Annotated in this window: 12 protein-coding genes; 4 read left to right on the top strand and 8 right to left on the bottom strand. The window is 65.6% G+C overall.

The features are described 5' to 3' along the window. Together AB0I14_RS26045 and AB0I14_RS26040 are read right to left on the bottom strand one after the other, a co-directional pair. Positions 1-1147: FAD/NAD(P)-binding oxidoreductase (locus AB0I14_RS26045; protein WP_358027882.1), on the bottom strand; the 1147-nt coding region annotated here is incomplete at its 3' end. A 42-nt stretch (positions 1148-1189) separates the two neighbouring features. Continuing rightward, complete coding sequence (locus AB0I14_RS26040) at positions 1190-1663, bottom strand: Lrp/AsnC family transcriptional regulator (protein WP_358027917.1); 474 nt, start codon at positions 1661-1663, stop codon at positions 1190-1192. Between the two features lie 134 nt (positions 1664-1797). On the opposite strand from AB0I14_RS26040, the gene ddaH reads away from it, so the two are divergent. The 4 genes from ddaH to AB0I14_RS26020 are packed head-to-tail and all read left to right on the top strand — an operon-like array spanning position 1798 to position 6304. Further along, entirely contained in the window at positions 1798-2643 is an 846-nt protein-coding gene (gene ddaH, locus AB0I14_RS26035; protein WP_358027915.1) for a dimethylargininase, read from the top strand. After that, positions 2640-3890, top strand: coding sequence for an ornithine--oxo-acid transaminase (rocD, locus tag AB0I14_RS26030; RefSeq protein ID WP_358027880.1), 1251 nt, complete (start codon positions 2640-2642; stop codon positions 3888-3890). Before ddaH ends, rocD begins: the two co-directional genes overlap by 4 nt. A 27-nt stretch (positions 3891-3917) precedes the next feature. Beyond that, positions 3918-5426 carry an amino acid permease gene (locus tag AB0I14_RS26025; RefSeq protein WP_358027878.1) on the top strand — a complete coding sequence of 503 codons (1509 nt, stop codon included), beginning with the start codon at positions 3918-3920 and terminating at the stop codon, positions 5424-5426. After that, a complete protein-coding gene (locus AB0I14_RS26020) occupies positions 5423-6304 on the top strand; it encodes a universal stress protein (RefSeq protein WP_358027876.1) in 882 nt (293 codons plus the stop codon). The genes AB0I14_RS26025 and AB0I14_RS26020 overlap by 4 nt, the downstream gene beginning before the upstream one ends. 14 nt (positions 6305-6318) lie before the next feature. Here the strand turns inward: AB0I14_RS26020 and AB0I14_RS26015 are convergent, their stop codons facing one another. The 6 genes from AB0I14_RS26015 to tuf all read right to left on the bottom strand — a co-directional run bounded on the left by AB0I14_RS26015 (position 6319) and on the right by tuf (position 13179). Continuing rightward, the gene (locus AB0I14_RS26015; protein WP_358027874.1) at positions 6319-7173 is read right to left on the bottom strand and encodes a mycofactocin-coupled SDR family oxidoreductase; all 855 of its coding nucleotides are present in this window, start codon (positions 7171-7173) and stop codon (positions 6319-6321) included. A 65-nt stretch (positions 7174-7238) separates the two neighbouring features. Then, positions 7239-8486, bottom strand: a complete 1248-nt coding sequence (locus tag AB0I14_RS26010; RefSeq protein ID WP_358027871.1) for an arginine deiminase — start codon at positions 8484-8486, stop codon at positions 7239-7241. 25 nt (positions 8487-8511) lie between these two features. After that, entirely contained in the window at positions 8512-9966 is a 1455-nt protein-coding gene (locus AB0I14_RS26005; protein ID WP_358027869.1) for a basic amino acid/polyamine antiporter, read from the bottom strand. A 140-nt stretch (positions 9967-10106) separates the two neighbouring features. Continuing rightward, a complete protein-coding gene (locus AB0I14_RS26000) occupies positions 10107-10946 on the bottom strand; it encodes an SHOCT domain-containing protein (protein ID WP_358027866.1) in 840 nt (279 codons plus the stop codon). 56 nt (positions 10947-11002) lie between these two features. Further along, positions 11003-11842: a cutinase family protein gene (locus AB0I14_RS25995; RefSeq protein WP_358027863.1), complete on the bottom strand. Its 840-nt coding sequence runs from the start codon at positions 11840-11842 to the stop codon at positions 11003-11005. Between the two features lie 146 nt (positions 11843-11988). Then, the gene (gene tuf, locus AB0I14_RS25990) at positions 11989-13179 is read right to left on the bottom strand and encodes an elongation factor Tu (protein WP_358027860.1); all 1191 of its coding nucleotides are present in this window, start codon (positions 13177-13179) and stop codon (positions 11989-11991) included. Positions 13180-13227: the final 48 nt, after the last annotated feature.

Genomic DNA, 13227 nt, shown 5'->3' with positions numbered 1-13227 from the left:
GCCATCCGCAGGAGCGGTTCGGCCTCTCCGAGCTCACCCGCCGGGTCGGACTGAGCAAGCCGACCTGCCTGGGCATCCTGAGCACGCTCACCGAACCGTCCTCGACCACGTGCACGACATCGTCGGCCTCGGGCTCGCCGAGGCACTGGATCTTGACGTCGTACTGATCGCTCCAGAAGTACGGCACCGACACCACGGGCGAGGCCTCCTGGCCCAGGATCGCCGGCACCATGGCCCGCGCCTGGTCGGCAACGTTGCTCCAATGCTCAACGCGCGCTTGGTCACCCACGTGATCACGCCACGACGCGACATCGCCGATGGCCCACACGCCGGCGGCGCTGGAACGGCCGACCTCGTCGCACACCACACCGTTGTCGAGCGCGATCCCGCTGCCCTCGAGCCAGTCGACGGCCGGGCGCGAGCCGATGCCGACCACCACCAGATCGGCGTCGAGTTCGGTGCCGTCACCCAGCACGACCTGCTCGACCTTGTCGGCGCCACGCACTTCGGCGACCCCGACACCGCAACGCACGTCGACGCCCTCGGCTTGGTGCAGCCGGGTCACCAGAGCGCCGATCTGCTCGCCCAGAACCGAGGCCAGCGGCGTCGGCTGGGGCTCCACCAGCGCCACCTCGACACCCAGCTTGCGCAGGCTCGCGGCCACCTCGCAGCCGATGAAGCCGGCACCGACCACCACGGCACGCCGGGCGCTCCCGGCGTGCTCACGCAGGGCCATGCTCTCGTCGTAGGACCGCAGCACGTGGATTCCGGCCAGGTCGCCGAAGGAGCGGATCCGCTTGGGCACCAGCCCGGTCGCGATGATCAGCTCGTCGTAGGCGACATCGTTGCCGTCGGCGAGCTGCAGCGTCTTGGCGGCGGTGTCCACCGACTGTGCGGCGGAGCCCAGCCGCAGCGTGATGTTGTTCTCGGCGTAGAACTCGGCCGGCTTGAGCGTGACGTCGTCCGTCTCGGCGCGCAGCACTTCCTTGGACAGCGGTGGCCGATCGTAGGGCAGATGGTCCTCGTCGCTGACGATCGTGATGGGTCCGGCGTACTCCGACCGGCGCAGCTGTTCGGCCGTCCGGGCCGCAGCCAAGCCGCCGCCGACGATGACGATGCCCGCCACTGATCCCGTTGAAGTAGTCACGTGGGGTTTTTACACGATCGAGGTTGAGTGTTGTAGGGCACCCTACGTTTGCGCAGGCCGCCAGCTCACATCATGACCGCCCCGGTCGATGACGTTGGTGAGCACCACGATGCTCTCGCTGCGCTCGATGCGAGCTGTTGAGCGGATGCGTTCCAGGGCCTCCTCAAGGTGGCGCATGTCGCGCGCCAGCACGTGCAGGATGGCGTCGGCGGTGCCGGTGACCGTTGCCGCACTGACCACTTCGGGAATGTCGATCCAGGCCGCGCGCAACTGGTCCGGGGCGATGGTGCCCTGACAGAACACCTGCACATATGCCTCCGTCCGCCAGCCCAGGACGTTGCGGTCGATCACCGTCGTGAAGCCCCGGATCACCCCGTCGGCGACCATGCGGTCCACCCGCCGCTTGACCGCGGGCGCCGACAGATTCACCCGCTGCCCGATCTCGGCGAAAGTCGCCCTGGCGTGCTCGGTGAGTGCGGCCAGAATCCGCTCGTCGGTGTCATCCAGACGCTCCACATCGACCTCCACGCAACAAACGATCGTCAATACAGGATTCCTGCAATATATCCCTGCATATCACGCAACAAGAAGCGATTGATTGCGCCACCGACACTTCATATCGTCGATTCATGACGATTTTCGACGAAGTCATGCGCGGCACCGTGCCCCAAACCGGCGGCACGGTCGCGCCAACACGGACCGCCACCACCCGCCACTACGCCATGACCCCTCCCGAGTACTTCACCGTCGAATACGCCATCAACCCATGGATGGACACCTCCACCCCCGTGGACACCGCGCTCGCGCTGGCCCAGTGGGACACACTGCGCCGGGTGTACGCCGACCTGGGCCACACCGTCGACCTGGTGACACCGCGCAACGGCCTGCCCGACATGGTCTACGCCGCCAACGGCGGCTTCCTGTTCGGGGACACCGCAGTGGTGGCACGCTTCGCCTACCCACAACGCGCCGCCGAGGCCGACGCGTATGCCGAGTGGATGGCCGCGGCCGGCTACCGGACGGTGTTCACCGACCACGTCAACGAGGGCCAGGGCGACCTGCTGCTCGTCGGGTCAACCCTGTTGGCCGGATACGGTTTTCGCACCGATCGACGCGCCCACGACGAGATCGCGGCCGCCACCGGCCTGGACGTGATCAGCCTGGAACTCGTCGACCCGCGCTTCTACCACCTCGACACCGCGCTGGCCGTGCTCGACGACTCGACGATCGCCTACTATCCCCCGGCCTTCAGCGACGACGCCCGCCGGCGTCTGACCGAACTGTTCGGCCACGCCATCGAAGTGGGCTCCGCCGACGCCTATGTCCTCGGCCTCAACGTCGTGTCCGACGGCCTCCACGTCGTGATGCCCGCGCCCGCCACCGGATTCGCCGACCAACTGCGCCGGGCCGGCTTCGAACCTATCGGTGTCGACCTGTCCGAACTCCTCAAAGGCGGCGGATCCGTCAAATGCTGCACCCTGGAGAGGTATCCATGACCATGCTGGACAGTGTGGACAGCCAGGCCACCCCGAACCCTGCGACCGCTGTCGAGATCGCGCTCGACAATCGCTATGTCGCCCACAACTACTCACCGCTGCCCGTGGTCGCCGAGAGCGCCGAAGGGGCCTGGATCACCGATGTGACCGGCCGGCGCTACCTCGATTGTCTGGCCGCCTATTCGGCCGTCAACTTCGGTCACCGCAACCCCGAGATCATCGCCGCCGCGCACGCCCAACTGGACCGGCTGACCCTGGTGAGCCGAGCCTTTCACTCCGACCGGCTCGGCCCGTTCGCCGAGGCATTGGCCGAATTGTGCGGCAAAGACATGGTGCTGCCGATGAACAGCGGCGCCGAGGCCGTAGAGAGCGGAATCAAGGTGGCCCGCAAGTGGGGTACCGACGTCAAGGGCGTACCGGCAGGTGAGTCGAACATCATCGTGGCGCACAACAACTTCCACGGCCGCACCACCACCATCATCAGCTTCTCCGACGACGACACCGCGCGCCGGGGCTTCGGCCCCTACACGCCCGGATTCCGTTCGGTGCCCTTCGGTGACCATCGGGCACTGGCCGAGGCGATCGATGCGAACACGGCTGCGGTCCTGATCGAGCCCATCCAGGGCGAGGCGGGCATCATCATCCCGCCCGCCGAGTACCTGCCGCGGGTCCGTGACATCTGTACCCGCAACAACGTGCTGATGATCGCCGACGAGATCCAATCCGGTCTGGCCCGCACCGGGCGCACCTTCGCCTGCGAGCACTGGGGTGTGGTTCCCGACGTGTATCTGCTCGGCAAGGCTCTGGGCGGTGGCGTGGTGCCGCTGTCCGCGGTAGTGGCCGACCGCGACGTCCTCGGGGTGCTGCACCCCGGCGAGCACGGGTCCACCTTCGGCGGTAATCCACTGGCAGCGGCCATCGGCACCACGGTCGTCGGCATGCTGCACCGTGGCGAGTTCCAGCACCGTTCAACAGAACTCGGAGCCCACCTGCACAAACGACTGACCGGGTTGATCGGGCACGGGGTGACCTCGGTGCGAGGCATGGGCCTGTGGGCGGGAGTGGACATCGACCCGGACCTGGGCACCGGCAAGCAGATCAGCCTGGCATTGGCCGAACGCGGCGTGCTGGTGAAAGACACCCACGGATCGACCCTGCGGTTCGCCCCGCCTCTGGTGGTGACCGCCGATGAGCTCGACTGGGCCGTTGACCAATTCGCCAACACTCTGGGCGAGGCCCGCCGATAATCGGTTGACCGGCAGCAAGGAGACACCATGTCCGCCCCAGCCAACAACCTGACCAGCCAGATGTTGCGGCGAAGGCCGGTCATCGGAGCGCCGGTCGCGCACGGCGCCTCGGATCACCTTCGACGAAGTATCGGGACGTTCCAGCTGACCCTGTTCGGTGTGGGCGCCACGGTCGGCACCGGTATCTTCATCGTGCTGCAGCAGGCAGTCCCCAAAGCCGGTCCCGCAGTGCTGGTGTCGTTCGTGGTGGCCGGTATCGCCGCTGGGTTGTCGGCGATCTGCTACGCGGAAATGGCTTCAGCAGTGCCAGTTTCGGGCTCAACCTACTCCTACGCCTACACCACCATGGGCGAGTTCATCGCGATGGGTGTCGCGGCCTGCCTGCTACTCGAATACGGCGTCTCGATGTCGGCGACCGCGGTCGGCTGGAGCGGCTATCTCAACCAACTGCTCGACAACCTGTTCGGCTGGCGGTTACCGCACGCACTGTCCGCGGCCCCATGGGGCGATGACCCCGGTGTGATCAACCTGCCCGCCACGGTCCTGATCGTCATGTGCGCACTGCTTCTGATCCGCGGCGCCAGCGAGTCCGCGGCGGTCAACACCGTCATGGTGCTCCTGAAACTGTGTGTCCTCGCCATGTTCGTGGCCATCGCGTTCACCGCATTCACCACCGATCACTTCGCCGGATTCTGGGACAAGGGATTCACCGGTATCACCGCCGCCGCCAGCACCATCTTCTTCACATTCATCGGCCTGGACGCGGTGTCCACCGCAGGCGACGAGGTGAAGAACCCGCAGAAGACCATGCCGCGGGCCATCCTCGGGGCGCTCGTGGTCGTCACCAGCGTCTACATCCTGGTCGCATTCGCCGGCCTGGGCACCCAGTCCGCCGACGACTTCGGTTCCGACGAGCAGTCCGAGGCCGGACTGTCGGTGATGCTCACCAACATCCTGCACGGCCAGACCTGGGCCAGCACCGTTCTCGCGGTGGGCGCGGTCATCTCGATCTTCTCGGTCACCCTGGTGGTGATGTACGGCCAGACCCGCATCCTGTTCGCGATGGGACGCGACGGCCTGCTGCCGCCGATGTTCGCAAAGGTGAACCCACGCACCATGACTCCGGTGAACAACACCATCGTCGTGGCTGCGGTGACCGGCACCCTGGCCGGGTTGGTGCCGCTGGACTATCTGTGGGATCTCGTGTCGATCGGCACCCTGGTGGCATTCATCGTGGTGTCGATCGGCGTGATCATCCTGCGGGTGCGTGAGCCGGACCTGCCGCGAGCCTTCAAGGTTCCCGGTTACCCGGTGACACCGGTCCTTTCGGTGATTGCCTGCCTGTTCGTGCTCTACGGCCTGCCACACATCACCTGGCTGTGGTTCAGCATCTGGGTCGCCCTCGTCCTGACGTTCTACCTCCTGTGGAGCCGACATCACAGCGCCCTCAACGACGGTGGCGACGGCTACATACCGGGTGCGGCAGCCGGTGAGGACGACGTGATGATCACCCCCGGAGCCGAGGAGGCCCGATGACCGTCGTCGTCGGATACCTGGCCGGCAAGGGCGGGGCGTCGGCGCTGCACCTCGGGGTCGGCGCAGCCCGCACCCTGAACACCTCGCTGGCGGTGGCCACCGTCGTCCCGCGTCCGTGGCTGAACCCGTCACCGGCCCGCGTCGACGCCGAATATGCCGAGTACGCCGCCCAATTGGCGGCATCCTCGGCCGAGCAGGCGCGGCAGCACGTGACCGCGCTCGACGATCGCCTCGATGTCAGCTTCCACAAGTTCGCGCACCGCTCCGTCTCCGGCGGCCTGCTCGAGGCCGTTGGCGCGCTCGACGCCGAACTACTCGTTCTCGGCTCGGCCTCTGACGGCCAGCTGGGCCAGGTTGTGGTGGGCTCGACCGCCGATCGGCTGCTGCACTCCTGCCCGGTTCCGCTGGCGATCAGCCCGCGCGGCTACCGACGGCCGAAATCCGTTGCGCTGTCCCGTATCACGTGTGCCTACCCCGGCTCCCCCGAAGCGGTGGCGGTGGTCCAGCAGGTGGCCGACCTGAGCCGGCGTCTGGACACCCCGATGCGGTTGGTCACCTTCGCAGTACGGGGACGCAACATGTATCCGCCGACCGTCGGACTGCACGCCGAGGACGCGATCCTGCAGGAGTGGGCGAAACAGGCCCAACAGGCGCTGATTCGGTTGAAGGACGACAAAGTCATCGGCGACGAGGTGGATCTCCAAGTCGTCACCGGCAACGACTGGAGCGACGCGATCGATGCCATCGACTGGCTCGAAGGCGAGATCCTGGCGATCGGAACCTCGCCCGGCGGCACGGTCGCCCGGGTTTTCCTGGGCTCACATGGATCAAAGATCCTGCGGCACAGCCCGGTTCCGGTACTTGTCCTCCCGGGCTGACCGCACCGGAAATCTCAGTACTTGAGCACGCCGCGGTCCACCGCGATCTGGCTGCCCGACAGGGTGGCCGAACCGTCACCGGCCAACCAGGCCACCACATCGGCGACCTCCTCGGGCGCCATGAATGCCGCGAGTCCCTCGTTCTTGCCGTCGGTCACCTTGTGATACGGCATCGGGGCGAAACTGTGCAGGAAGCTCGGGAACTTCGCGAAGATCTCGGCCATTGCCTCCGGTTCGATCATCGGAGTGTCGATCGAGTATGGATGGATCGAGTTGACCCGGATGCCGTACTCGCCCACCTCGAGAGCCAGTGTGTTGGTCAGCGCCACCAGGCCGTGTTTGGAGGCCGAGTAGTGGCCGTTACCCGGGGTGGCCTTCACACCCGCCGATGAGCTGACGATGATGATCGAGCCGCCGTTGCCGGCCTCGATCATGGCGGGCACGGCGGCCCGGATGGTCCGCCAGGTGCCGTTGAGGTTGACGTCGACGACGGTGTCGAACTGCTCGGGCGACAGCTCGAACAGCCGTCCCCAGCTGAGCACGCCGGCATTGGCGACCACGATGTCGAGCCGGCCGAACTGCTCGATGCCGTCGGCCACCACCTGCTGCTGGGCGGCCAGATCGCGGATGTCGACCTCACGTGCGAGCACCTTGCGGCCTGCGGCCTCCACGGCGGCGACGGTCTCGGCCAGATCCTCCGGCGTCGCGGCCGGGTAAGTGATCGTGCCGTCGACCGGTCGGCAGACATCGATCGCGATGATGTCTGCGCCTTCGTTGGCCAACCGCACCGCGTGCGCGCGCCCCTGGCCGCGTGCAGCGCCGGTGACGAATGCCACCCGGCCTTCCAGTGTTGCTTTACCTGCCGCCATGCCAGGGTCCTTTCAGTGAGTCTGGCCACAGGCTAACAGCAGAAGTAGAACGTGTTCCTGGACTCCTACCACTCAATGGGATCGCGGATGATCGGGCAGGTCATGCAGTGCCCGCCACCTCGGCCGCGGCCCAGCTCAGCACCGACGATCGTGATCACCTCTACGCCCGCCTTGCGCAGCAGAGAGTTGGTGTGGGTGTTTCGGTCGTAGGCGAACACCACCCCCGGTTCGACGGCGACCAGGTTGTTTCCGCTGTCCCACTGCTGGCGTTCCGAGTCGTAGGCGGTGCCGCCGGTCTCGACGACACGAAGCTTCGCCACGCCCAACGCGGCAGCGACCACATCGATGAAGGAGTCGGATTCCGGCACTACCTCGACGCCCGGCTCGGTATCGCTGGGCAGCAAGGTGAACGTGACGATGCTGTTGACGATCTCCGGATAGATGGTCACCACATCCCGGTCGGCGAAGGTGAACACCGTGTCCAGGTGCATCGCGGAACGCAGCTTGGGCATGCCGGCGACGATCACCTTCTCGGCGGCACCACTGGCGAACAGTTCGGCGGCCACCTGGGTGATGGCCTGCCGCGACGAGCGCTCGCTCATGCCGATCAGCACCACGCCGTTACCGGGAATCAGCACATCACCACCCTCGAGAGTGGCTTGGCCCCAAGACTTTTCCGGGTCGCCCCACCACACCGTCGAACCCACGTAGTCGGGATGGAACTGATAGATCGCCTTCATCAACAAGGTTTCGTCATGCCGAGCCGGCCAGAACAACGGATTGAGCGTCAGTCCGCCGTAAATCCAGCAGGTGGTGTCGCGGGTGTAGAGCGTGTTGGGCAGCGGTGGCATCAGATATTCGTTGACGCCGGTGTCCTCCCGAGCCAGGGCCAGGTACCCCGAGCGAACCTCGGCGGGCAGGTCCCGGGTGGACAGGCCGCCGATGAGAAATTCGGTGAGCCGACGCTCCGGAATGGAATCCAGGAACCCGCGGGTGTCGTCGACCAGCCCGACGCCCACTTCGTTGGCCACGATCTTGCGGTCCAGCAGCCACGCCTTGGCCTCGGGGATCTCGATCGTCTCGGTGAGCAGGTCGTGCAGTTCGACGACCTCGACCCCGCGGTCGCGCACCTTGTCCATGAAGTCGAAGTGGTCGCGGCGCGCGTTCTGCACCCACAGCACATCGTCGAACAGCAGGTCGTCGCAGTTGGTCGGGGTGAGCCGTTCGTGGGCCAGCCCCGGTGAACACACCAACACCTTGTGCAGCTTTCCGACCTCGGAGTGCACCCCATACGTCGCGGACGGATTCGGCATCATCTTCCTTTCACGATGTGTGGCACTAGATCTGGATCTGCCCGGTGACCAGACCCACGATTCCGGCCACCGCACCGAGCAGGATGACCACGAACAACACCGCCTCCCGCGGCGAGAACACCCGCAGGCTGCGCTCACGGCGGGCCATCACGTACAGCACCGCACCGGCGGCGTACAGGATGCAGGACAGCAGGAGATGGTCGAACCCGGCCGCGTACACCAGGAACAGCGTGTAGAACGTGGCCAGCCCCGCCACCACACCGTCTGCGAGCAGGGCTTTGCGGTCCTCGTAGGTCTCCTGGGTCAGCACCAGTTTCAGCGCATAGCCGGCAGCCAGGAAGTAGGGAATCAGGGCCAGGGCCGCGGTGAGGTCCAGCATGAAATCCAGTGCCTCGGAGGTGAACAGCAGCAGGATGAGCAGCAGCTGCACCAGGCCACCGGCCATCACCAGGGCCGTCACCGGCGCACCGTGGCTGTTGGTCCGGGCCAAGAAGCGCGGCATGTCCTCGGATTTGGCCGGGATATACAGAATCTCGGCAGCCATCAGCGTCCAGGCCAGATATGCCCCCAACACCGAGAGCACGACACCCGCCCTGATGAACACCGAACCCCATGGGCCGACAATCGATTCGAGCACCGAAGCCATGGACGGCTGGTTGACGGTGGCCAGGTGGGACTGCGGCAGCACACCGTAGGAGACCAAGGTGACCAAGGCGAAAACCGCGAGCACGGACAGGAATCCGATGACTGTCGCCCGGCCGACGTCCGAGCGCTTCTTCGCATAGCGCGAATACACGCTGGCGCCTTCGATGCCCATGAACACGAACACCGTGATGAGCATCGTGCCTTTGGCCTGTTCGAACACCGAGGCCGACGGACCGCCCTCGGCCTTCCAACCGCCCCAGAAGTTGTCGGCGAACACGCCGGCCTTGAAAGCGATCAGCGCGATCACGATGAACACCAGGATCGGAACGACCTTGGCAACAGTGGCAATCCGATTGATCACCGCCGCTTCCTTGACGCCGCGCAGGATCAGGAAGCAGAACAGCCACACCCCGACCGAGGAGATCAACACCGCGAGTACGGTGCTGCCGTCACCCAGTTGCGGGAACATCGCACTGGCGGTGGCCATGATGAGCACCCAGTACGAGGCATTGCCCGCACATGCCGAGGCCCAGAACCCGAATGCCGAGTTGAAGCCGACGTAATCACCGAACCCGGCTTTGGCGTACGCGAAGATTCCGGCGTCCAAATCGGGCCTCCGGGTGGCCAACCGCTGGAATACGAACGCCAGCATCAGCATTCCCGTGCCGGCGATGGTCCAGGCGATGATCGCCCCCAGCACCCCGGACTCGGCGCCGAACCGCCTGGGCAGCAGGAAGACCCCCGAGCCGACCATCGATCCGACGACCATCGCGGTCAGGGTCGGCAGGCTGACCTTCTCGGTTGCCGGTTCTGCCTTCGGTTCAGCCGTGGCCATATCGCGTCTTTCGCAGTGCGGTTGACGGTGCGTTGACGATCGTGAATCCGCTGTAACCATAGAACACGGTCAGCAAACGGCTGATGAACTTGTAGAAGGCAACCGGCGAACGGCGCCGGCCGGGTTGATCCAGAACGAGATCAGAGATCGGCGATGATCTGCTGTCGTTTCACCGTGTACTCGCCTTCGCTGATGGCCCCCGTGGCACGCAGGGTCTCCAGTTCCTGAAGACGTTGCGCGGTCGAGGGTGCCGGAGGCGCAAGGAAGGGCGCCGACGACGGAGCCGACGCGGCTGCCGGCACAGGCGAGGCCTCCTGCTGCGCGGTCGCGCGCCGCACCACGGCCTGGACCTGCTCACGCACCGCAGGATTGCCCCGCAGGTCGACCATGTTGTTGATGCCGATGCCGTTGGCCTTGAGGATCTGCAGGATCTCCATCAGCGGGCCGGACTGGCCGGTCAGGTCGTACGTCTTGTTCTCCTCGGCGAGGTTGAATGTCGCCGGCATCAGACCGCTGACCAGACTGCTTCTCTCCCAATCGATCCGGTACTCGTTGGTGGTCGGGTCGACCAGTGCGACCAATTTCCGGTTGGTGATCATCGGAAGCCGCGACACCGAGGCGAGCACCCGGTCCTGACTGGCGAACGGTGCAATGCCGGGTCCCGAGATCTGCAGATCCAACTTCACCAACGGCTGCTCGTTGATGCGGGTGTTGGTCTCGTGGATACCGGTGACCTGGGCCAGGGCCAGTACACCCACCTGTTCCAGTTTCTCGTTCTGCGCGGCCGACTTCGACCCGGCGGCAGTGATCCCGAACGCGATCAAGATGTCGATGGCGGTGATCAACAGGCCCATCCAGAACATCCACTTCATCATCGGATCGGCTCCGGAGACGAAGTAGATGACCAGGAAGATCGGGCCGACGATGCCACACATCAACACGAAGGCCTGAATGCGGATGTACCGCCAGAATGTGGACATCACAGGCTCCTGTCGTCGGTTGGGCGCCATCAGATTAGCCCCCAGGACCGCCTAGGTCAGGAGTGAACGACGCCATCCGTCGAGCCGCCCACCGGCACGGTCTGCTGCTGCATCGGCGACGGGCCCAGCATCCGGTACAACGGCCAGGTCCACCGATACCCACCGCCGCTCGAGCGGGCGTAGCTGGTGTGCACGGCGATCGCGGTGGCGGTCACCTCATCGGCATCCGGGTCGGAGTCGCAGACCGCATCGCCACGATCACACACGCTGATCGTGCGATTGCCGACCGACGGCGACAGCGGCGCGGGGGCGTGAGCCAGGATCGGCCAGTCCTGCGCGACACCCTTCCTGGTGCTGCTCACCGCCGTGGCCGTACCCAGGTTGACGGTGGGATCGGCGGGCAAGCGGTCACCGTCGGCGATCAACAGCGCGGCAGCCAGATTCGGGCTGCCCGCCAATGCGGCCAAATTTCGGTGGACCACCATCGCGCCCTGCGAATAGCCGGCCAGCACAACCTCGCTGGAGGGGCACTGCTGGGTGAACGCCGCGTATTGATTCCCCAACGCGGCCGCCCCGGCGTCGACACTGCTCATGAAGCCGCCCCAGCCCAGCAGATCGCCGTCCGCGGGCACCGGCGCCGCCGGGTAGGCCACCGCCTCGGCGGTCATCGTCCGACCGTCCTGCTGCACCCACACGGACAGATCGCGCAAGGAGTTGTAGACCACCCGGCCCATGCCGGCATCAACCGTCGGATCGTCACGCTCACCCGAACCGGCGACGCCGATCCAGTGCACGTCCGGGCATCCCGGCGCTGCCTGCGCCGAGCCTGCCGCAAATCCGACCGCCGTGGCGGCGAGCACGGCTGCCGAAGCCAATGCCCATATCCGTCGCACCATGTTTTCCCCAACCCGTGTAGCTCACCTATGCAATAAAGATCGGCTCAGCTATCACAGGCGTTACACCAGGCTCGGCACAAACACGCCGAAACGCAAAAGCGGCGCCCACCCGAAGGTGAGCGCCGCTCTTGTTTTGCGTCTCTAGATCACTTGATGATCTTGGTAACGCGGCCGGCGCCGACGGTACGGCCGCCCTCGCGGATCGCGAAGCGCAGGCCCTCGTCCATGGCGACGGGCTGGATCAGCTTGACGGAGATGTCGGTGTTGTCACCGGGCATCACCATCTCGGTGCCCTCGGGGAGGGTCACCACGCCGGTCACGTCCGTGGTACGGAAGTAGAACTGCGGACGGTAGTTGTTGAAGAACGGCGTGTGGCGGCCGCCCTCGTCCTTGGACAGGATGTAGACGCTGCCCTCGAACTCGGTGTGCGGGGTGGTGGTGCCGGGCTTGACCACAACCTGGCCACGCTCGACGTCCTCGCGCTTGATGCCACGAACCAGCAGACCGACGTTGTCGCCCGCCTGGCCCTGGTCGAGCAGCTTGCGGAACATCTCCACACCGGTGACGGTGGTCTTGGTCGTGGTCGGCTTGATGCCGACGATCTCGACCTCTTCGTTGACGTTGATCACGCCACGCTCGACGCGACCGGTCACCACGGTGCCACGACCGGTGATGGTGAAGACGTCCTCGACGGGCATCAGGAACGGCTTGTCGGTCTCACGAACCGGATCCGGGATCGACTCGTCGACCGCGTCCATCAGGTCCTCAACCGACTTGACCCACTTCGGGTCGCCCTCGAGCGCCTTCAGCGCGGAGACCCGGATAACCGGGGCGTCCTCGTCGAACTCCTGGGCAGCCAGCAGTTCGCGGACCTCCATCTCGACGAGCTCGATGAGCTCCTCGTCGTCCACGGCGTCCGACTTGTTCAGCGCCACCAGGATGTAGGGCACACCCACCTGGCGGGCCAGCAGCACGTGCTCGCGGGTCTGCGGCATCGGGCCGTCGGTCGCGGCGACCACCAGGATCGCGCCGTCCATCTGGGCGGCACCGGTGATCATGTTCTTGATGTAGTCGGCGTGACCGGGGGCGTCCACGTGGGCGTAGTGCCGCTTCTCGGTCTGGTACTCCACATGGGAGATGTTGATCGTGATGCCGCGCTGACGCTCTTCAGGCGCATTGTCGATCTGGTCGAATGCGCGCGACTCGTTCAACTCGGGGTACTTGTCGTGCAGAACCTTGGTGATTGCTGCAGTAAGCGTCGTCTTGCCGTGGTCAACGTGACCGATGGTCCCGATGTTGACGTGCGGCTTCGTCCGCTCGAACTTCGCCTTCGCCACTGTGGTGTCCTCCTGGACTTGTTGGTGCTTTGGTTAAAGCAATGATGA

The sequence above is a fragment of the Mycobacterium sp. NPDC050441 genome, assembly GCF_040655355.1.
GTDB lineage: Bacteria > Actinomycetota > Actinomycetes > Mycobacteriales > Mycobacteriaceae > Mycobacterium.
This window is presented reverse-complemented; position numbering and strand designations above follow the sequence as displayed.